Source organism: Capsulimonas corticalis (assembly GCF_003574315.2).
GTDB lineage: Bacteria > Armatimonadota > Armatimonadia > Armatimonadales > Capsulimonadaceae > Capsulimonas > Capsulimonas corticalis.
In genome coordinates this window covers 4,813,169-4,835,774 of the sequence record NZ_AP025739.1, presented here as the reverse complement: position 1 = coordinate 4,835,774, position 22,606 = coordinate 4,813,169, and the positions used below count along the sequence as shown (strand labels likewise).

The 22,606-nt window shown below is 61.6% G+C and carries 12 protein-coding genes; all 12 read right to left on the bottom strand.

All coding sequences use genetic code 11. The annotated features are described in order from the left end of the window. Positions 1 to 11 precede the first annotated feature (11 nt). Positions 12 to 1,508: a lectin gene (locus D5261_RS20695; protein ID WP_174721503.1), complete on the bottom strand. Its 1,497-nt coding sequence runs from the start codon at positions 1,506 to 1,508 to the stop codon at positions 12 to 14. A 103-nt stretch (positions 1,509 to 1,611) separates the two neighbouring features. Beyond that, complete coding sequence (locus D5261_RS20690) at positions 1,612 to 3,111, bottom strand: lectin (RefSeq protein WP_119324999.1); 1,500 nt, start codon at positions 3,109 to 3,111, stop codon at positions 1,612 to 1,614. Between the two features lie 93 nt (positions 3,112 to 3,204). Further along, positions 3,205 to 4,005, bottom strand: a complete 801-nt coding sequence (locus tag D5261_RS20685; protein ID WP_435792416.1) for a DUF1559 family PulG-like putative transporter — start codon at positions 4,003 to 4,005, stop codon at positions 3,205 to 3,207. 309 nt (positions 4,006 to 4,314) lie between these two features. After that, positions 4,315 to 7,044, bottom strand: a complete 2,730-nt coding sequence (locus D5261_RS20680) for a glycosyl hydrolase family 95 catalytic domain-containing protein (protein WP_119325002.1) — start codon at positions 7,042 to 7,044, stop codon at positions 4,315 to 4,317. A 31-nt stretch (positions 7,045 to 7,075) separates the two neighbouring features. Continuing rightward, positions 7,076 to 7,882: an alpha/beta fold hydrolase gene (locus D5261_RS20675; protein ID WP_119325003.1), complete on the bottom strand. Its 807-nt coding sequence runs from the start codon at positions 7,880 to 7,882 to the stop codon at positions 7,076 to 7,078. Between the two features lie 18 nt (positions 7,883 to 7,900). After that, on the bottom strand, positions 7,901 to 11,443 hold the full coding sequence (locus D5261_RS20670; RefSeq protein ID WP_119325004.1) for a malectin domain-containing carbohydrate-binding protein: 3,543 nt from the start codon (positions 11,441 to 11,443) through the stop codon (positions 7,901 to 7,903). A 173-nt stretch (positions 11,444 to 11,616) separates the two neighbouring features. Beyond that, positions 11,617 to 12,756 carry a GntR family transcriptional regulator gene (locus D5261_RS20665; protein WP_119325005.1) on the bottom strand — a complete coding sequence of 380 codons (1,140 nt, stop codon included), beginning with the start codon at positions 12,754 to 12,756 and terminating at the stop codon, positions 11,617 to 11,619. Between the two features lie 187 nt (positions 12,757 to 12,943). After that, positions 12,944 to 13,759, bottom strand: a complete 816-nt coding sequence (locus D5261_RS20660; RefSeq protein ID WP_119325006.1) for a helix-turn-helix domain-containing protein — start codon at positions 13,757 to 13,759, stop codon at positions 12,944 to 12,946. A 3-nt stretch (positions 13,760 to 13,762) separates the two neighbouring features. Beyond that, positions 13,763 to 15,307 carry a LamG-like jellyroll fold domain-containing protein gene (locus D5261_RS20655; RefSeq protein ID WP_165864660.1) on the bottom strand — a complete coding sequence of 515 codons (1,545 nt, stop codon included), beginning with the start codon at positions 15,305 to 15,307 and terminating at the stop codon, positions 13,763 to 13,765. 292 nt (positions 15,308 to 15,599) lie between these two features. Then, positions 15,600 to 18,275 (bottom strand): glycoside hydrolase family 3 N-terminal domain-containing protein, encoded by a 2,676-nt coding sequence (locus D5261_RS20650; RefSeq protein ID WP_119325008.1) that lies wholly within the window; start codon positions 18,273 to 18,275, stop codon positions 15,600 to 15,602. Next, entirely contained in the window at positions 18,272 to 19,099 is an 828-nt protein-coding gene (locus tag D5261_RS20645; protein ID WP_119325009.1) for a sugar phosphate isomerase/epimerase family protein, read from the bottom strand. The genes D5261_RS20650 and D5261_RS20645 overlap by 4 nt, the downstream gene beginning before the upstream one ends. A 21-nt stretch (positions 19,100 to 19,120) precedes the next feature. After that, positions 19,121 to 22,576: a GH116 family glycosyl-hydrolase gene (locus D5261_RS20640; protein ID WP_119325010.1), complete on the bottom strand. Its 3,456-nt coding sequence runs from the start codon at positions 22,574 to 22,576 to the stop codon at positions 19,121 to 19,123. Positions 22,577 to 22,606: the final 30 nt, after the last annotated feature.

The following is a 22,606-nucleotide window of genomic DNA, read 5'->3' as shown; positions in this document are numbered from 1 at the left end:
CGGGGGCATCTTCACTGGATCTTACACGACGACATCACATCGTTCCCGTTGGGGCTCAAGCCGGGGAAGTTCGAGTTATCCGAGGTCAGAGTCCAGGAAGTCCCGGAGAAGTTGTCGTCCGAATACATAATCACCGTCCAGCCGGGGGGAATGCGCACGGAGGACGCCCAGTCGTTTGGGACGCCTTTGGCCGCAAGCTGCGCCAGCGTGTAGCTGCCCTTCGCCAGCGCTTGGCCGAAGCCGCCTCCGTACAATGTGTCCTGATAGAAAGTAACGCCGGTGATGGTGAAGGGCGTGGGGTGCGCCGTCTGATAAGGGATCTGCCCTTTGATCATTTTGCCTCCATCGCAGGTGAGGCGCAGATAGTAGTCGGAGGAGACGTGAACGCCGTCGGCGTCGAGCGTCAGGAACCAGTTGTTGGCCGGGATCATCGACGAATCTTCGGCGCATTTGAAGATCGACGTCGCTTCGTTCATCTCGTCAAACATAGAGATGTAAACGCTGGAGGCGCCCGCATTGCGCATCGCCGCGAACTGCGACCACATAAAATCCCCATGATTTCGCGGGTACTGGTTCTTGGGGGACGATGGGCCGTTGGTGTTGTAAAAGGAAGTGCCCGGATATGCGTCCGGCTGATAGTCCATTCCGTTCGCATTACAATAAGCCAGATCGCCCGAAACCCAGGGCTGGTACGTGGAGTCCACCACCCGCCCGACCGCCCACGCCATCACCATATTGCAGGTGTTGTAGACCGTCGCATAGTCCGGTCGAGAATCCCCGGTTCCCGTGCGCCACTGGCCGGGCACGCCGCCGATGACATAGCACCCCTGGTTCTTGAACCAGTTGACCAGCGAGAGGCCATCGGTCGGACTGAGACCGAACCAGGTGTAGCCCAGCCCCCAGAGACAGACGACGGGTTTGCCGTTTTGCTTGGCGTAGGCCGAGGACGATGTCAGATGCAGCGTATTGACGATCGTGTTTGTCCAGTCCGACTGAAGATAGGTCGTGCCGCCGGACATGTCATACATGATGTAAAATTTGCGCCCGTTCGTCTGCGCCGCATTCATCACCCGAGTCGCCTCGCCATCGCGCTGGGCCTTCAAGGTGCTGCCAGGGACGATCTCGTTGCCGAATCGCTGCAGCGCCGCCGTGTCGATTCCATTCTGCGCCATCCAATTGAAGTGGATGTTTACCGTGGATTGATCGTAAGAAGAGAAGTTTGTGGCCGGCTGACCATTCCCAAGATTGGGATACGCCGTTTGATAAGCCGCCGTGTATTCGCGCATATCCGGCCACGTCTCCAGATTCGTGTGGCCCCAATTGTTGACAGGCGAGCCGTCGCCCGGCGCCGAGAACCATCCCTGATAGCCAACCGTCACCTTGCCGACCACGTCGCCGGGCGGACTGGCGGCGCGGGCCGCGCCGCCGAAGCCAAGGGCAAGCGCCGCCAGTCCCAAGCCGAGAATCCGTAAGCCGACGCCCTTCACCCCATTGAGCTGAGCATGCATCGTTAGTTCTCCTTTGTTTTGGTCATTCTGAATTGCAATTATTACAATAATTACTAATTAAGGATCTCGGCGCCGCGTTCACAGCGGCGCCGAGAGATGCGATTTACTGGATCTTGCAGGACAGCATCGTGAGATTTTTCCGAGGACTGCGCCCGGGCAGATTCGGCGTGTCCGAGGTGATCGTCCACGAAGCTCCCGTGAAGTTGTCGCCGGAATAGGCGATCACTTTCCAGCCGAACGGGATTCGCATGGACAGCGCTCCGCGCTTGCGCACTCCTTCCGCCGCAAGCTTGGCCTGTGGATAGCTGCCCTTCGGCAAGAACTCCGTGGCGGCTCCGCCATATTGCAATCCGGGGAAGAAGGCAACGCCGGAAATTACAAACGGCGTGGGATTCGTCTCCTGGTATGGGACCTTCCCTTTGATCATCTTGCCGCCGTCGCAAACGAGACGCAGATAATAGTCCGAAGAAACGTGAACGCCTTCGGCGTCGAGCGGCAGAAACCATTCTCCCGCCGGCATCGCGGAGGCGTCTTCGGCGCATTTGAAGATGGAGGTCGCCTCATTCATCTCATCGAACATGGAGATATAAACGCTGGGCGCCCCGGCCTTGCGCATGGCGGCGAATTGCGCCCACAGGAAGTCGCCATGCTTTCGCGGAAACTGGTTCTTCGGCGAACGCGCCCCATTGCTGTTGAAGAACGATGTGCCGGGATAGGCGTCTGGTTGATAGTAGATACCGTGCGCCGTGCAATAGGCGAAATCTCCGGAGATCCAGCCTTGATAGCTGCCGTCCACGGGCCGGCCGACCGCCCAGGCCGAGATCATATCACAGGCGTTGTAAGCCTCGGCGTAGTCCGCGCGCGAATCGCCGGTTCCTGTGCGCCACTGGCCGGGGAGCCCCCCAATCACATAGCAGCCCTGGCTCTTAAACCAATTGACCAGCGCCTTTCCATCTGAGGGGCTCAATTTGAACCAGGTGTAGCCCAGGCCCCACAAGCACACGACGGGCTTGCCGTTCTGCCGGGCGTAGGCGGACGATTTCGTCAGATGCAGGGTATTGACAATCGTGTCGGTCCAGTCGCTCTTCAAATGCTCCGTGCCGCCGGACATATCGTACATGATGTAAAACTTGCGCCCGGTCGCCTGTGCGGCCGCCATCATCTTCACGGCGACGCCGTCGCGCTGGGCCTTGAGCGTGCTGGCCGGATCGATCTCATTGCCGAAGCGCTGCAGAGCCGCCGTGTCGATCCCATTCTGCGCCATCCAGTGGAAATGCGTGTCGATCGTCTGCTGATCGTACGAGGAAAACATCGTCGCCGGCTGACCGTTTCCCAGCGCGTGATGGGTTGCCGGATACGCCGCTTTGTATTCCCGCATATCGGGCCACATCTCCAGGTTTTGGTGTCCCCAGTTGTTGACCGGAGAACCGTCGCCTGCGGCGGAAAACCAGCCCTGATATCCGACGGTCACCTTCCCGACCACATCTCCCACAGGGCTGGCGGCCATCATGGCCTGCGCCCCCAAACCAAACACACAGAAAACACCGGCAACGCAGCAGAGCCAAGGATGAATGCGAAACGCGGCGCGCAATCGAAAAGTCATTCTAAAATTCTCATCACATACAACAATAGAAAACCCTCCCCTCGCCCGGAGCCGTATTTCCAGCGAGAGGAAGGTTTACGAGACCGACAGATTCTATGGAGCCCACTTCTTGCGCAGGTTCGCAAGATCCTGCGTGGCGCCGGGAGAGTAGTTGTCGCAGTTCAAGCCGCCCGCGAGCCACAGCCCATTGCATGAGCCGCCGCCGTTGTCGGTAAAGATGCCCCAGGCGTTTACCTGTCCGTTGGCGCCCGCCGTCTGCTCCGGTCGGACGGCCTTCGCATGACCGTCGCAGTACACCACGTTCATGGTTCCGGTGTTGTGGCAGAAGCCCTCTCGCGCGAAGCCGTCCGCATCGCCGTCCCAGTAGGACCAGCCCATCGAGGTGTAATGCGCGCCATTTCCCGCCGGCGGATCGGCGCCGCCGTTGGCGTAGGCGACGGATTCCGCGATCATGATCTTGTTGGACGGCTTGTCGATAAATCCGCTGTTGTGCGGGGCGCCATAGTAGGTTTTGTCGAACAGCTGCATATTGAGCGCGTAGGATGTGAAGGCGTCATCCTGCGTCGCATAGTTCATCGAGAACTTGTTATACGGATTGCTTGGACAGGACCAGACGTTTTTGGATTTGATATAAGGCTGCGCCAGCAGCATGGTGTTCGTCCACACGCCGCTGTTCAAGGTGATGCCGGAAAAATACGTCGACGCCGGGAAATACTCATCGTAGTCCTGGGAGTACATCAGCAGCCCCAGGCCGATTTGTTTCTCATTGGAAAGGCAGCTGATTTGCCGCGCCTTTTCGCGCGCCTTCGCGAAGACCGGAAATAGGATGGCGGCAAGAATCGCAATTATAGCAATAACTACTAGTAATTCGATCAGCGTGAAGCCCAGCTTCATTCGCGAGGCTCCGGGAGCCTTCCCACGCTCAGAGTTGGATAAGATATTCATGGCAGGTTTCCTCTCGTAACAATCGGCTTCAGGAAATATACTTCCGAGCAATAATCTCGACATGACCAATTATACTATAGAGTTTTAAAGCTGTCAACACTTTATTTTTAGAACTTTATAGGGATTTATTCATATGTTTTGTACATTTACTGAGTACTGAGCGGATCAATTGAATATCGAAATCATATTAATACACTATAGTAATCACAAAGAGAATGGACGCCATGGCGGCGCCCATCCCCCAGTCATGCATGGAGTTCAGGAGCCCTCGATGCGCAGGTAGTCGAGATTGACGCCGGAGTCGCCGTCATCATATCGCAGCGTGACCGTCGCCCCTTTAGGAATCGGAACCGCAACCGTAGTGATCGCGTAAGTCCCCGTCCAGCTCTTTGTCGCCGGAAAAACCACATCTTGAATGCGCGTTCCATTGACATAGAGCGTCAGCTTGCCGGGATCGCTGAAGGTGCAGTACTGAATCGAGAGTTTACCGCCCGCGCGAACATTGCGGAACGTGACGGCGGAGCCGAGCCGCATATTCGTCACTTCCCGGACGTTGGACGCCGCGAGATCCGACGATGCAAAGCACTGCGTCAGCTCAGCGGCTTCCGCCTCGTATTTGCCCGTGTCCGGACGCGCCAGGGTGGATGAGCCGATCATCGCCGTTGTGGTCAGGAACTTCGCGTCGCCGTTCGCTTTTCCCGTCAGCGTGACGCGCTTGTAGGCGCTCAGCGGCTTCGAGGCCCGTTCGACGATGTAAACGGTGTTCGCCGTCGTCGTGAATTGGAGTTCGGGATCCGAGGACTTCAGCACGGCGCCGCCCGACGCGTTTCGGACGATGACCGCCTGACCGACCCAGGGATTCACCAGCGTCGCCGGATTGCCGTATAGGCTCTTGACCCCGACATATTTGACGCCCGCGTTGTCCCGCTCGGAGCTGACCAGGAAGCCGCCCTTGGCGAGAAGCGTAAAGCGGCCTACGAAGGATGTGTCGCTCGGCGCCGCCGGAAACACGCGGATCTTGTCGTTGTAGCTTTGCAGCAGGGATTCATTCATCGCGAGCAAGTGCACGCCCATATACTCGAATTCGCCGTTGGTGTTGTCCGTTCGCCCGTTGGGATAGGTCTGGTAGATCTCCAGCATCACCTTCAGCCCTTGATAGGCCGCGTCGCCCAGCCCGAGACGGGCCGCCTGGATTGCGTCGGGGGACCAGACATTGCTGTATGGGTTCGGACGGCTGTTCCAGTTGTTCAGCGCCTTTGCATAGTCGGGCGAACCAATCCCCGTGACACTGTAGGGCCAGAGCAGTTCGCTGGTGATGTTCTCGCCGTTGGTCATCTTGATCGCCGGCGGATCGTGCGGCAGATAGCTCAGTCCATCGTCGGCGACGGGATATGGGGCGAGGTTGGCCAGCACGTCCCGCCACTGCGCGCGCAGATCGGCGTCCACGCCCAGCGTTTCGCTCGAAGAAATCGCCACCGGAAACAAGCTGCGCACGGCGGCGAGATCCGTGATCGCGTTCTTCACGCGCCAGTAGGTCTCATGCGCGTTGGATATCAGCATTTCATATTTGCCGGTATCCGCGTTTTTGGTCAGCTTGCTCGTATAGAACTTCGCGATTTCCTTCATAAACGGATACGCGGTCGTGCGCAGATACGAGTCGTCGTTCGTATATCGATAACGATCGTACATATTGTTCGCCGCTTCGGTTCCGGTCGAATAGATGTTCTTGGTGAAATCGCTGTCGTCGGTATGGCGCGCGTTGCCGTCCCACCCCATCGTCTCCGGAACCCAGATGCCGTCAATGCCATACTTGGTCTTGGTGTAAGATTTGAGGGCGTCGAAGTTGCGCGAGTACAGATTGTTGAATCCGTCGATCACGGCCACGTGGTTGCTCGCCAGGAACGAATTGTAGACGTCGCGCTGGTTCCAGAACCAGTACGCCACGCTCCATTTGCTGCTGTGCTGATCCGCCACGGCGCTGTAAGCGCCGTTGATGAAGTGGAACGGATAATTGGCGTAGCCGCCGGCGGCAATCATGTACGTATAGAGGTAGTACATGTTTTCCAGATAATCGGCGTCGCCGGACGCGTTGGAGTACTGGACAAAGGACTTCGCCCAGAACGCATGCCACCAGTTCTCATAGCTCGATAGCGTGGCCGCATACCCCTTGCTCTTGACGCCCGTGAGCAAACGCTGCGCTTGCGGGATGGAGTTGTGACCGGGCGCATTGAGACGGCTGGCGCAGGCGATCCAGATCGTATAGTGGGAAGACGGCGTGATGACCAGCCGGACTTTGTTGGGCCCGATGGTCTGAGCGGTGAACTTCGCGCCTTCGACGGACGCCGCGAGCGTGTAGCCGAAGTTATTCGGATCCGCCTGCCCACGGCTGAGGCCGATCCCGGTCGCGTCGGCGTAAGTGGTCACGGTGCGCCACGTGTCCATATTGGGAACATCGCCGCCCCCGAGCTTATCGACATCCCACAAACTGAGATCCAGCGTGACGGCGGAGACGCCCGCGCGCCGATCGTCCACATGGACGCCCATCACTTCCGAGTTGGGCGCTCCCATCACCGTCACGGTGCGATCGGCGTCGTATTTCGTCGTGAGAACGCCGTCGTAGAGCGAAAGGCGCTGCTGGAACTTCGCCGCGCCGGCGTCCATTCCCGGCGCCGCGCTCAGATGGATCACGCCGGAGGAAAACGCCGTCTCCTCGGAGGCGTCCACGCCGCTCACCTGCATCGTCAGCCCGTCCGTGTTCCAGACCATCGCGCCGAGGCGGCCGTTGCCCACGGTAACGCCGTACAGGGGATTCGTGATCGGCTTATTGAAAACGATGTCGTGCTTGGAAAGGTAATGCGCGTAGTCCACATCCATCACGCCGGCGGCGGAGTTGAACGATTGCATGGCCGGGGCGGCGATGGCCGGAACGGTCCAGTACGCCAGCGACACGAGGGAAAGCGCGGCCGCCGCCAGAGATTTGAGATTCATAGTCTGTCCTTGAAATATGGCAAACAAGATGTCACCACTCACCGGCGGGGATAGAAATGACCGCGCCCGATTTCGGAGCGCGCTCCATCGCCGCGACCAGCGCGGCGCCCTCCGCGCAATGGGCGACAATAAAATCGGCGACCAGCGTGGGATCCTTCAGGCCATGAGGATGATGCGGGCAGCCCTGCTTCATGATCAGCGTGAACTCCCCGCCCAGCGCCGGATAGCGCGCCTGAACGATGTCGTTATTATCGGCGTTGACGGCGGCCGTGTCTTCATCGCCGCAGACATGGATGATGGGGATATGCGCGGCGGCGAGCATCGGCAGGCTATCGATTGGATTGCCTTCGAGCGTCTTCATCTGAGCGTCGTCGGAAGCGCCGTAGGCGTTCATGATATTGCGCCAGGCTTCTCCATGCCGGCTCAATGCATTGATATCGCACAGCGGCGCGTCCCCGTAGATACAGCCGACTTTATCGGTATTAAAGTACGTCCAACGGTAAGCGCAGAAGCCGCCTCGACTCAGTCCCTCCAGCGCCGGCTTCTTCGAAAAGCCGTATCGCGTGGTTAACAAATCGTACAAAGCATCGTACAGCGCGAGCGCTTCGGCGTTCGCGTAAGTATCTCCGGGATCGACATAGCCGACATGGAAGCCGCGCTCCAGCAGGGCGATATCGGCGCTCGGAAAGGCGTCCCAGAACATCGTCCGCCAGATCCAGGGGCGGCCCGGAAGCGCGGTCTTCGGCTCGGCGACACGCGCTTCGCGGCCGCTCAATTGGAACTCATGGCATGTGAAGCCATGGAAGTCCGAGATTTTGGTTTCGTTATCGAAATTCATGGAAGCGATCCTCAAGGTTTATTGCGCGGCGCCGGGGCCGGCGAGAGCGTTGTAGACGATTCGGCGCGCGGTGACGGGATCGAATCCGTCGGCGCGGTCGGACGAAAAGGCCTGGGCTAAGCCGGGCAGGCAGAAGAGGACGATCTGCCCCTGGCCGCAGGGAACCACGGCGGCGCCGAGGCCCAAGGTCGTGCTGTGGTGCATACCGTATCCGATCACGGCGTCCAGGCCCGGCGCCGTCACGATCATTCCATTACCGCTGGTGATCTGATAGGGCCAGCCAAGGACGCAGTTGGACGGCAGACCGCTCAGCAGCCAGTGGGATTTTCCGAAGTACCAGAACCCCAGCCAGGACGGGCCGGAGGTCCCCGCCATTCCTGAGTAAGTCAGAACGCGCTCCTTCGCCAGCGCGCTCGCGGCGGACTGGGCGTCGGCGCCTTCAGAGTCGTTGGAAAGAATCACGAGGCGGGCGCCGTCGCGAACGCGCGCGATCAGATCCGATGTGGAGAGCGACCAATCGTAGCCGGTTCCCCCGAGGGCGTTCCAGAGATTGCCCTGTGGATCGCGGTAAGAGGACTTGCGAAAGACTTCCCGCGTGACGCGCCCCTGGGAGTCCGTAATGCGAATGGCCGCGATGCTGGCGTTGTCCGCGCGAACGCTGGGGATTGCCAGATCGAGGCCGCCGCCCGCGCCGATCTCCACGGGGAAGCTCTTGACAATAGGGATGTTCGGCCCGCCCGCCGCCTGAACGATATCGAAGTCCTGAAGCACTGTTTGGCCGTTTAAGGCGACATCGAATACGCGCTTGCCGGGCTGATCGAAGTAGGTTTCGGCGAAGTAGAGATCGACATGCGCCGTTCCCGGAGCGAGATCGGCGTAATGGACCACCGGGCCGGCATGGCCGTACATCTGTGCCGTATAGAGCTCAGGATTATCGGCAGTGTGGATCGTCGCGGCCTCCACCTGCGTCGATTGCCAGTGCGCGGTTTCGCCGGGGGCCGACGGGTCGATCACAATGGTGTCGACTTTGCCAAGCGCGGACGTATACGGGACGGAGGCGACGCCGAAGCGCTTCTGAAGCGCCGCGCCGAATTGCGGCGATCCCAGAGTGGCGACGGAGGTTTTGAGGGCCTTCGGCTGAGTATCGACGACAAGCAGCTTTTCCGTCTGTTTCAGCGCGACGGCGCCGGCCGGACTGATGAGCGAAGCCGTGACGGACAATGTCCCCCGCCCTCGCGGCTGGATTGCGACGCCGGTTTGGAGCGGCTGTCCGAACGTGTCGCCGCCGGCCACGACGACTGGGGAGGACTCGGTGAAGAACGTCTTGCCGTCTCCTCCCGCAGCCGTAACCTTCAGGGTATAGCGCCCCTTCAAGCCGATCTCATTGACGAGATGGATATCGACGCTCGCTGGATCGCCCAGCGCCACCACCATATGGGGCGCGCGGATGACAAGCAGCGCCGGAGCGGCGGCCGCATGGATCGGCGCCGGATCGGTCTTCGGCATGCGCAGCGCATCGACCATGCCGCTATGGTTGTCAATGGCCGTGGATTCCCATCCGGACAGCACCAGGTAGTCGTTCCAATTGTTGATCCGGCCATTCGCCAGCATGCGCGCCGCATTGTCGTAATGCTTGTCGGCCGCTCCTCGGAATATCGCTTCGGCGCTGGGAAACGCAACGCGGAAGCCGTAAGCGTCCAGAAACTTGTCGTACGCGGTCTCGATCGCCTCGTGCGCGGCGCGGTCGTATCCCGGAACGCCGTGCGACTTGTACCAGGCGTTCATCGCCGTGTGATCGTCGGGCGACGCCCCCGACGCCATCTCGCCCCACACGCGCACCTCCGCCTTGACATCCGGGCCATATTTGAAATCCGTCGCCGAATGATAGTACCGATCAAGATAAACGCTGCCCGGCGAATCGTCCGCCGTATGCGTGTCGTTCCAGCCCGAGCCTTTGCCGGTATCGATCATCAAATCGCGGGAATACGGCAGCGACCAAACCTGATCGCTGGTGCTGAAACCCGATTCCAGCATCACAATGCGCGACGGGTCGGCTTCGCGCATTTTGCGCAGCACATAATAGACCTTCGGATTACGCCGATTGAGCGACGCTTCGTTTTGCAGCGACCAGATAATGGCCGAAGGATGCGAGCGTTCGGCCTTGATCATCGCCAAAACTTTGCACAGCTCGTACTTGTTGTAAAACTCCGTCGGCTCGCCGCCCGCGCCCGAGGTGTCGATCGGTCCCTGGCTGGCGTAGGCGGGCTCCTTTTCCCAAAGGTACGTGAAGCCGCCGGCGCCGGCCTCGCAGTAGCGCATCAGCCCGGCGCGGTCGAAGGTGTCCAGCACGATGGGCTTGGGCATATGCCGGTGGTTTTGCACGGCGTTCAGACCGATGGCGCGCGCGGCCGCCACCTCCCGGTCCGCCGCCGCCTGATCGGGAAACATGCCGTTCGGCGACCAGAGTCCCCAGGAGATCGAGGACTTCACCACAATACGCTTGCCGTTGAGCAGAAGCTCGGCGTCGGAGCCGACGCCTGTCGCGGTAAACCAGCGGAACCCGAATGTCGCCGCGCGGTCCGAGTGCGCAATCGACGGGATCGCCGCCACGCCTTGATAGAGATTGGGCCGACCCACGGACCACAATTTCGCGCTCGCGAGCGTGACGGACTTTGTCACCGTCGCCGTCCCGCCGGAGGTGATCCGCGCGGCAGCCGTCCCGGTCCAGATCGCTTTGCCATGTTGACAGATGGACAGCGCGACGGGGCCGTCATACGCCGGGCCTGTGGATGAGACCTGCGCGGTGAAGGTGATCTTTCGCGGATCGGGGTTGTTCAGCATCGCCAGATCGGTGACGGCGACCGGCCCGCGCGCCGCCATCGCGATTCCGCCGTCCAGGCCGCCGAATCCGTGTGAAATCGGCAGGTCGTACTTGCCCCATTTCAATCGATCGAAATCGACCCAGGCGAAGTTGCCGCCGGGGTTGGTAATGCGCACCGCGAGCGTATTGGGCTGATTGGGCTTGACCGCCCGCGTGGCGTCGGCCTCAAAGGCCGTTTCGGTCACGGCGTCGTAGCCGACGAGTTCGCCGTTCACATAAACTTCCGCGCGCAGACGCGCGCCGGGGAAGGAAAAGATGAGACGCTCGCCCGGCTTGAGCCTGGGCGGCGTGAAGGAACGGGACCACCAGGAGACGCCGGTATAGGATCCGTCGCCATTGACGACCTGGTTCGGATCCGCCGGATTCAGGACATGGGCAGGCGACCGGCCCCAGTAATGCTCCTCAACCGTTCCCGGCAGCGAAACGGCGATTCCCGAGGACGCATTGAGCGCGGACCATCCGCCGGTGGGCGGATGAACGGGCATGGCGCTCAGATTCACATCGCCGGGCAGATACAGCGTGTCGTCGCGCCACTGGGCCTGGGGATCGAGAGTCAGCCGCCATCCCGAATTGGGCAGCAGCGAAGATGAAGCGTCGTTTCCCGCGGCGGGCGCGGCGACGGAAAGGCCGCACTGGCCCACCATCAGGAGCGGAAGTGCGGCGGCGGTCCATTTCAGCATGGGTAATACTCGCGATCAGGGTGGCGATAAGAACAATAGCGACTGGAATTTTTGAGAGGAAATACCGAATGGCCGTCAAGGATGTTCCCAATTTACACTCTATGGCATTGGGACAGCGGCCACTCAGATATTATACTATAGGGTTGAAAGCCTGTCAAGAGAAGAAACGGCGGCTATTCGGCGCGTGCGGGGACGCCGTTTCGCCGGGCTTCGCGCGCGTCGGCAAACTGCTTCGCCGCGTCCGTCGGGGTATAGGGCAGCGCGGGATAAAGGTCCGTCATCAGCCGCATCTGCTGAGGCGCGACGCCGGCGGAGTTCAGACGGAGCTGGATCCGTTTGGAGACCATGTTGCCCATCTCGACCGGGCGCTGGACAAGGCGATGCACGCTGTGCGCCAGCGGCTGAAGCTTGGCCTGCATGTCGTTGAAGCTCAGGACGGCCAGCTCGTCGGGAAGCGAAACGCCCAGGTGGACGCACGCCTCCAGAACGGCGGACATGGTTGCGTCCTGCTGGCACGCGATCGCCGTGATGGGATCGTCCTCGCTCAGCAGCTCCGCCATCATCGATTCCACACGGTCATAGTACTGTTTCCAGGACATCGCCTTGGAGATTCGCCGCACCCAGCGCTCCGGGTCCGCGACGCCGATATCCTGCTTCATGAACTGCCGGTAGCCGTCGTAGCGTTCTCGCTCCGACGAAACCATGTGCGGGTACTCCATGAAGTATGCAATCCGGGTATGCCCCAGGCTGCGCAGGTGCTGCATCCCCATCAGCATCGAGCCGGTATTGTCCGTCATCACGACATCGGCTTCGATCCCATCCGGCATACAGTCGACGAAGATCAGCGGCTTTTCGGCGGCGATGCGCCGCAGCAGCGGCGTATTTTCGGGCGCTCCCGTGGGATAGCAGATGATGGCGCTGCACTCGGCGGCGGCCCGCTCCAGGCACTTCGCCTCTTCGGAGGCTAAATTACTGGTGCTGAGCGGCAGAAGCTGAAGCCCTTCGCCCAGGCTTTCCTCGATACCGGCGGCGTAGGCGGCGCCCGGCAGATGCGCGTGGCTGGAGAAGATCAGCGCGACTTTGGTTACCGGCAGCGCGGCGCGGTCGGCGACGACCGTGCCGATCTTGCGGCGGCGCACCACCCACCCTTCGCGCTGAAGCTCCGTCAGCGCGCGGTGGACGGTCATGGGGCTGACGTTCCACTGCGCCGCCATCTCCGTCTCCGACGCGATGCGCGCGCCGGCGTACAGCTCCCCGCGCCGAATGGCGCCTTTGATCGACGACGCGATCGATACCCACCTTTTTTCCTGCAATGAATGTTATCTTTCTCTCGCGGACCCTAACGCTCAGGAATCGTTCGCTGTGAAATACCCACGGATTTTACCCGATCCATATTCTCCGGCGACTACGGATGAAATCCCCCGCGATTGAGTGAACTCTCCATTCATCATAGCATACAAGTGACCGCAATCACCAATACTCTATGGCATATTCTCATTATCAGCGCTTGCCCTGCTTGCGAATCTGGCTGGGCGTACACCCTTTGCGCTTGCGAAACAGGCGGTTGAAGTGCTCCACATTGGCGAAACCGCAGCTGGCGGCGATGTGGGAGACAGTCATCGGGAGATGGACCAGCAGCGCCTCCGCATGCGCGAGGCGCACGTTCAGCAGGTCGTTCATGGGGCTGACGCCGAACTGCCGGGTGTAAACCGTCGCGAACCAGGTTGGGTGCCAGTTCCCCAGCGCCGCCATCTCCGGAACGGTCCATTCATGCGCCATATCGGCGTGAACCTGCATGCGGATATCGCGCAGCGTGCGCTCCTGGGTGCGCTGCGCGGGCGTCAGCGAGTTGTCCAGATCGGATTTCAGCGCTCCGAACTCCCGAAACAATCGGCGGATAAGATCGGAAACGGCGTCTTCCCAGTGCAGCGGCTGCTGGATCCGTTCCTGACGCACCTCCTCCAGGATCGGCCGCAGAAACGGCAGCTCCCCCAGATCCACCACCGTGTTGATCGGGATCTCGTACTCCGCCAGGCACGCCGGCACGCCGGGGCCGGCGAAGTGAAACCAGGTATTGAGAAGATCGGCGCTCTCCGCGCGAAGATAGCGCGGGTCATTCGGCGCGTGCAGCAGACTGACGCCCGCCGGCCATTCGCGGCATCCGCTGGAATCCAGCACGACGATCGGGCAGTTGTAATAGGAAAACGTATAGTACGGCGTATCCGTGGGCGCGTTCATTTCAAAACCCCGACCGTGGATCGCATCGATGGCGATCTCCAGCACTTCGATCTTTTCAGCCCTGGGATTAGCGCGCATCGATTATTGCTCCTGACGATCCATCGCAAGGTTTTCCTCATCGCCCTGGTACAGCATGACGATCTCCGCATCCGAAAGCGCCCGGTCGTAGATTCGCACATCGTCCATCGAGCCAAACCAGCGATCCTGGATCGTGTCCATCACTTCGCACCCGCCCAGATAGGTCGCGCAGTCGGCGCTCCAGGGAGTGGCGTAGGCAGTCCGACCTTCCAGCGCGCCGTCGATATAGAGACGGATCTCCTGCTGCTCCGCGTCGTGCACGCCGATCACATGCCGCCATTCGCCGTCGACGCTGGGCTGAGAGCTGGTGACAAAGATCGCCAGCGGGTCGCGCTCGGACACCGTGACCGCGAACTTGAAGCCGCCCTCCAGCGTAATGTACTGAAGGTAAAACGCCCCATGGTGCAGATTGCCGATGCTGACCGCCGTCATACGGCCCGGGCGGTCGTGTCGCAGCCAGGCGGATACCGTGTAGCTGCGCGATGTATCGATGACTGTCTCGGAAATGACGGCGTGCCCCGTCCCATCAAAGTGCAGGGCGTTGCCATTCCGCCCCTTGATCTTGGTGACGCCGCTCGACAGCACCGCCGGGGAGTGCTTGCCCAATTCATCCACGATCTCCGCGCCCAGTTGATTGAAGCTCCAGTGCGCCGCGGGCTCCAGATAAAGAAGATCGACCTTTTTCGCCGCCTTCGAGCTCTCCCATTGATCCTCGGTCACGCTGGAGATCGCCGGCAGCGCGCGCGCCTTGGCCGATTTACGCGGCGAACGCCCCATCCGCTCGCGAAACAGCACGTGAAAATTCGAGCCCGTGTTGAACCCAAAGTGCTGCGCGGCTTCGACAACGGTGATCGGCAGATGACGGAGCAGCATCTCCGTGTGCCGAAGCCGAACATCGATCAGGTCGTCGATCGGCCCGGTTCCAAAGCACGATCGGTACGCCACGGCGAAGCGCTGCGCGCTCATATTCGCAAGCGCCGCCATGTCTTCCACTGTCCAGCGCCGCTGCAAGTCTTTATAGACCTGAGCGCGCACCCCGCGCAGCGTCGCCAGCGCCTGCTTCTGGTAGGGCGACAGCTCGACCGGCCCGGTCTGGAACAGCGCCCGCGACAGGCGCCGGAAGACGTTGCGGCAGACTTCCGTGACGGAGTCCTCCCAGTTCCGGTGCTTGCGGGCCTGGTGCTGGAGCGCCTCGCGAAGCATCGGCGCCAGGAAATCCGGATGCCGAGTCTCCGTCGCGCAATTCACGGGGATTTGATATCGCTCGACGCAATCCGCAACCCCGGCGCCGGAAAGCTGGAACCAGGTATGGGTCAACGGTCCATCCGCGCGGAAGTACTGTCGCTGCCCGGGCGCGTAGAGGATAAAGACTCCTCCGGTATATTGACGGCGCTCCCGGCCGTCCTGAAGCGTGATGGGGCTGTCGAAAAATTCGAACAGATACTCATCGCTTCCCGTGCGGCGGTCGACCGTATACCCCGTATCATGGACGGCGTCGATACCGACCAGGGATAAAGAGATCGGCTGTGGATAAGGCTTTGCATTCATAAGACGAAACGCTTCTCTTTTTATTCTACCACCGCGAGACGGGAGACGCAAACAGGGAAGAGAATACATCAAAAAATGGAAGGGATGGAGAGGCTGACAAACGGAAATGACATGGATTACGCACGAAGCGGAACGCGGCGTTTTCTCTCAACCACAGAATATGCCGGCGGCTTTGCGCAGGCATGGCGCCCGGGGCAGAGTTTGAAATTATTTGGACCTTTGATCCAAACCTTAACCCTCTCCCAGATCTTTGGGAGAGGGTGGCCCGAAGGGCCGGGTGAGGGCCGCACTCCTACTCCACAATCCGAAACTCAGCCGTCAGCGTGGCGTCGGAGCTGCCGCCGACGTAGACTTCAAACGCGCCGGGCTCCACCACCCGATTGAGGTTTCGGTCGATCAGGGACAGCTCACGGTGGCCCAGGCTGAAGGACAGACGCATCTGTTCGCCGGCTTTCAGATGGATGCGCTCGAAGGCTTTGAGCAGGCGGACGGGGGTGGTGACGCTGGCGACGACATCGCGCAGGTAGAGCTGGACGACTTCGTCGCCGTCGCGCTCCCCGGTGTTCGTCACGGTCACCGAGACCGTGAACTTTGTGGCGACGCTTTCGACGGGCTGGACTTCGAGGTTCGAGTATTCGAACTGCGTGTAGCTCAGGCCATGGCCGAATGGGAACAAGGGGCGCCAGTCGAGATCGACATAGCGCGCTTCAGTGCTGTGCTTGTGATCGTAGGTTAGCGGGAGCTGGCCGATGGATTTGGGGAACGTGACCGGGAGACGGCCGGCGGGGTTGTAATCGCCGAACAAGACTTCGGCGAGGGCTTCGCCGCCGACTTCCGCCGGGTACCAGGCTTCGACAATCGCGGGGATGTGCTCCGCCGCCCAGTTGATCGTGAGCGGCCGTCCGTTCATGAGCACGACGACGACCGGGGTTCCGGTCGCGTGGACGGCTTTCAGCAACTGCATCTGGTCTTTGGGAAGATCGATATTCGAACGGTCCATCCCTTCTCCCGAGATGCCGGGAGGCTCGCCGAGGGCGATGATGGCGACATCGGCGCTCCGGGCAAGCGCGACCGCCGCCTCCAGATCGCCCGACTTCGCCGCCCAGCCGACACGCACGCTGGCGCCGCCGCTCATCTTTCGATACTCGACGGTGAGCGCATAGGAACGCCCCGCCACCAATGAGATGGGCTTTTGGAGCGGCGCGCCCGGCTCCCAGCTGCTCAATACCAGATCGCCGTCCAGCCAGACATGCATGATATCCTGCGGGGGAATGCTCAGGAAGCCGTCGGCTGTGATATCCGGCGCCAGAGTCCCGCTCCAGCGGACGGAAAACCCGTCGACCGGCATGCCCGCCGCCGGCAATGCGGCGACCCAGTTGAAGTCGATCGTGGAATCGACGCGCCGGACCAGGGGGTCGGCCTCCATATCCACGCTCGCAAAGAGCTCGGCGCGCAGGCCCGCTCCGCCCTCATGGCTCAGCCAATGTTCGGGCAGGGCCGAGGCGCTGACGGACGCGCCAGTGCCATCGGCGAAGAGAACCTCCGTCGCGGGAGAAACGGCGCTCTGAACGCCCTTCAGCAGAGAGATCGCATCGCCGGCGCCGCTGCTCGAATAGTCGCCGGAGCGAGCCTGCGAGGCGTTCGGTCCCAGCACGGCGATTCGGGCAAAGTCCTTGCGCAGCGGCAGCGCCGCCCCATCGTTTTTGAGCAGACAGATCGATTCGCGCGCCGCCTGCAAGTTGACCGCCCGGTGCTCCGCGCTGAGCTTGACGCGCGCGGCGAGCGTCGTATCGATCTTCGGGTTTTCGAACAGACCGAGACGGAACTTCAGACGCAGCACGCGGGACACTGCCTGGTCCACGACTTCAATGGTCAGCTTGCCGCTCTCCACGCCGTCAATAATGGCGTCCTCAAAGACTTTGTGATCGAAATCGTAATACTGCATATCCATGCCGGCGGTGAGCGCCTGCCTGACCGCATCGGCGGGATCCGCGGCGACGCGATGCCGCTCCAGCAGCAGCCGAATGGCGCCCAGGTCCGACAGCACCATGCCCTCGAAGCCCCACTGGTCGCGTAAAATCCCCGTCAGCAGATCGCCATTCGCCGCGCACGGAACGCCGTCGATTTCATGGTAGGCGCACATGATTCCCAGGACGCCGCACTCGCGGATCGCCGCTTCGAACGGCGGCAGCATGGTTTCGGCCATCTCGCGCGGCCCGGCGTGCAGCGGCGCCGTGTTGCGCCCCCCTTCCGGAGCGCCGTGACCGGCGAAGTGCTTGGGCTCGGCGGCGGCGGTGTGATCGCTCGCCAGCGTTTCGCCCTGCATCCCCTGGATGAAGGCGACGCCGATCCGCGCGACCAGGTGCGCGTCCTCGCCATAGGTCTCTTCCGTCCGGCCCCAGCGCGGATCGCGAGCGACATCGAACACCGGTCCGAAGGCGAAGTGGATATTCGCAGAGCGCATCTCCGCTCCCACTACCGCTCCCACCTTCTCGATCAGCGCTGGGTTCCAGGTGGACGCCAGCCCGATGGACTGCGGAAACGCCGTATTGCCGGGCGTGCAGAGGCCATGCAGCGCCTCCTCGGCGAACAACGCGGGGATGCCCAGGCGCGATGTCCGCCGCAGCCAATCCTGCACCGCGTTCGGGACTTCCGAAGTCGGCGGGTAGAGGTCATGGATGGCGCCGACGCCCGCGTCGCCCAGCAGCGCTTCCGCGCTGGCCTCGTCGAACCGGGCGTCGAGCGCCATCATCGTATGGTTGCGCATGCGGTCGACGAAGTGCTCGCCCATGTAGAGATCGAGCTGGCGCGCCTTCTCCAGCAGGGTCATGCGGCCCAGCAGATCGGCGATCCGTTCGGATTCCGGCAGCGCGCGATTCCAATAAGGCGCTTTCGCGGTTTCGGAGCGCGTGGTCAGCAGATCGGCGGCGAGAACGCCGTTGGCGGTGGGAGTATTGATGAGTGTCATGGCTTTTTTTCGCGATGAGAGAGTAAGTGGGAGAATGATGTTTTGAGAAATTGATAGCTGGAGGCAAGGCAGTCGAACGGATCGCGCCGGCATTCGTCCTGCTCGACGACATACCACTCCACGCCTGCCGCCGCGCAGGCGGGCAGCAAATGCGTCCAGTCGAGGTTGCCCTCGCCGACCGGCGTCATCAGAGTCTCATGACCGATCACGCCTTTGTCTTTGACATGGATGACCGGGAGGCGGCCATGACCGCGCTCGACAAATCGCTCCGGGTTGACGCCCGCATGGCTGACCCAGTAGAGATCGAGCTCCAGGAAGAATTCGGGACCGCCTTCTTCGAGAAAGATATCGAGCAGCGTGTGTTTGTCGCCGGGACGAGCGCTCACGCGCTCGAACTCCCAGCTATGGTTGTGATAGCCAAACCGTATTCCGGCGTCCTTGAGACGCCGGATGACCGGGGCGGAGTCGCGCAGAAAGGCGAGGAAACCGGCCGGCCCATCTGACGAGTAATTGCCGGGAAGCCCGCCGATCGCCGCGTAATCGCATCCCAGCGTTTGATGGAATTCGATCTCTTCGTCTGTGTTCTGCGTGAGCCGCGTCCAATCGCGGTGGGTGGCGATGCATCTCAGGCCGTTGTCGTCCAGCATCCGGCGCGCCTCGGCGGCCGAGACTTCGGGCGCCTCGCCCGCCATCGCGCCCACGGCGGAGAGCTGGACCGCCGGATACCCGATTGCCCGGATCTTTTCCAAACTGCGCGCGAAGCCCTCGGCGTTTTTGGTGAAGTCACGGAGCGTATACGTTTGAACGGCCAGCGAGGATGTCATGTGCTTTTCTTTCTCTCCCGATTACGGAGCATCGACGGAGATCTCGGCGACGGACCACCAGAGGCTGTGCGCCCCGGTGCTCGTCACGCGAAGATAACGCGCCTCCGTCGGTGTGAAGTTAATAGTAAGCACTCCGTTCTGGACGGCCGCCTCCGTTTCCTGCGGCGTCGCCTGCGCAATCTGCGACCATGCCTTTCCGTCCGTGCTGCCTTCGAGTTGATAACCCTCGGGATAGTCGCCGGGGAACTTCGAATCGTCCAGCACCATCTTCGCGACCTTTTGCGCGGCGCCCATGTCCAGCGTGAACGAGTCGCCGGCCTGGAGGCCCCGCCCTGTTGTCCAGCGGGATTCCGGGTTGCCGTCCAGCGCGTCCTGTCCGATGATCGCCGCCAGCTGCGGGTTGTCGTGCAGGTTATCCGTCAGCGTCCAACGTTCGGCGGGAAGTCCCGGGCGATTGATCTTCGCGCGCACTTCGAAGTTCACCACATCGGTATGCTTGGGGATCGCGAGCCGGTCGATCTGGGAGGAGAGATCCAGCACGGCGCCTTCCTTGACCGTAAAGGGCGTCGCCAGCGCGATCGGCTGCGCGTCGCCGCTCGCGGCCACGGAGCGGATCGTGACGGTCTCCGGCATTTCGTCGGTCTTCGCGCTCGCCAAATGGTAGAGCGACTTTTGGAGTTCGGCGTTGGGGCCGAAGACCTTGTCGATCTTCAGCGTCAGTTTATGCGCGGCGGGAACATAGTCTAGCCATCCCCAGAAGCGCGACAGATAGACGGGGATATGCAGTTCGGTCTGCGCCGATGTCAGGCGCGGCGAGACGTAGAGTCGGCCATTCGGGACATCAATGGATGTTCCGGCGAGCGCGTCCAGAACGAACCAGCTCGTTGGACACGTCATATATGTCGGCAATCCGCCCTTGCGGCCGCTGGAGGCGTCGTAGCAGAGCGACTCGTCCCACGGGCTGTTGTTCTCCTCCCAGATGGAGAAGTACATGCGGCGGATGGTCTCCATGCCGTCGTCCACGTAGTTGTCGTAAATGGCCTCACAGCCGAGATAGGGCTCGTGCTGGAGCGAATAACAGGCGCTCGTGGTAATCTTGCCTTCGGTCGTCACCTGCATCGGCGGCATCGGGAAGAACGGTTTCTGATGCCGCGCCATCGTCTGGGCGACGCTCTGATGAACGATCTTTGCGTCCAGGGTCGTCGGCAGTCCGGAGATGCGCGTCATCCAGTCGCCGGCGAGATTCGCGATAAAGCTGTCGTCGACGGTGCGGCCCGTGGACGGCTGTTTCCACTTGCGGAAGTACGTCCCGGTCCAGAGGTTCTTCATCACGGACGCCTGCACGTTGGCGAAGGTCTTGTCGTACTTCGCGGCTTCCGCGGGATCGGAGATGGCCGACGCGGCGCGCAGCGCGCCCAGATAGCACGACGCCGAGTAGATGAACTGCCCGCGCGGCAGGGTCTCATAGTCGTAAGTGCTGCCGCCGGCGGGAATATACTCGTAATCCGCGCCGTCCTTGCGCAGCCACTCCATGGCGCTCGCGATATGGGGATGCACGCGGTCCAGGAACGACTTGTCGCCCGTCCATCGATACAGCTTGACGGATTGGCTGATCCACGAGGTGGAGAGGTCCGGCCAGTCGGTGATGCCGTAGTTGACATTCGGATTAACCATCGCCACGTGGACGTTGCCGTCGAAGTGCGTGATGCGACCGTCGGGCTGCTGGCACTGCGCGTACTGCTCCAGCTCCGCGCGATCCAGCTCCGGGAAGAACGCCGTCAGGAAGGCGTGCGCCGCCATACGCTGATCCATCGTGCCCAGCGCCCCGCCCATCTCGATGGGGCTTTCCAGAACGCTGAACTCGCCGTTCTTGGTCAGAACGGTGTTGGAGAACATCGGGAATGCGCAGTTGATCAGCTTGAGCTTCAGCCAGAAGGGAACGTCGGATTTCAAGACTGGATCCTGCCAGGCGCGCGTTTCCTTGAGCAGGCGGTCCGCGTTTTTATCGGCGTAATCGGCGATCTTCAGCCCGTCGCTCCAATAGTTCTGCCAGTAGTGGCCGGCCTGTACGTTATCGATGGTCAAATCGGCGTGCGGCATGCGCGCCGTCACATTCGTGGGATCGATCAGAGCGTCCTGCTCCTGCACGCGCACGCCCAGGCCATAGATGCTCCAGAAAAGGCCGTCGTCGCCCTCGTTCGTCAAGCGCACATAGCGGCCGGCGGTCGGCGTCAGCGCCACCTTGGCGAGCGATTCGAACATCTCTTCCTTGGTCTTGTCGGCGACGGTCGTCCACGCCGATCCATCCGTCGAGACTTCGACCTTCATGCCGCGCGGATAGTCGCTCGGCGACGCACCTTCTCCGCTCTTGAGATCAATTTCGGTCGGCGTGAGGACTTTGCCGAGATCGATCACCAGGCTGTCGCCGGTGTGCATGCCGCGATTGGTGGTCCAGCGCTCGGGGTTCTGCTCCGTGAGGCTCGGCACGCGCGCCGGCGACTCATCGTACGCTCCGGTGTAATGCTTGATGGGGTTCACCATCAGCAGGTTCGGCATCGCCCACACGACATAGTAATGCAGCGTGCGCGTCTCGCCTGGCGCGAGCGTCACGCTCGCCGCCACCGCGCCCGCCGGCTGCGGCGCCGCGCCGGGCGCGGCCGGGGGCAGCGTGCCGGACGACGCGAAGTCGCTCCAGAACGACGGCGTTGCGGCGCCCGCGTCCCAGGCCGAGCAGGTGGAGACATCCACTCCGGCGTCCTTGCGCACGCTCACGAAATCTTCGCCCAGCACGTTCTGATGCTGATCGTCATACTTCTGCGTGGTCGTGTAGCGCAGTCCCGTCAGCGCGCCGACCGCGGCCGGCGCCTGAGAATTGCCGGTCAGATCGTCCCAGCTCACGCCGCCTTTGCCACCCCACCCCAGCAGATTCGGCCACGCCAGCGCGACCGTCGCGCTCACCGATTTGTCCGAGGTGTTGGTGACGACATAATCCAGGCAGGCAATCGGCAGCCCCGAATCCTTGGCGTTGTGCGGAATCAATGGCGAGAAGGCGTTGAGGCGCACCTTGACCGGCAGCGCGGCGTCGCTGTAATCGATTTGGGCGCGCGGGAACCAGCCCTGCATGCGGGTATGCGCGACATTGTCCACGCCGGCGTACTCGCCGTCGCTCTTCAAACGCAGCATGCGCGCAACGGGCTCGCCGCCGGCGCTCTTCACACGAATGGCCGCGAAAGCGCCCTTCGCCCAGGCGTACGGCCGGTCCCAGTTATGCTGATTGGTGAAGTTGCCGAACGAGCCGTCCGTCATCAATTCGATTTTGCCGACGCCGATGCCGCCCAGCGGCAGGCCTGACTGCCATCGTTTGTCGACGATCGTTCCCGTCGCCGGCTCAAAGGAGTTAACCGGCGCCGCCGAAGCAATGCCCGCCGCCGCGATGGGCAGGGACAGCACGCCCAGAAGAGTACGAAGCTTAACCATTGTCTTTAATTGCCTTTAATATGCATTGAA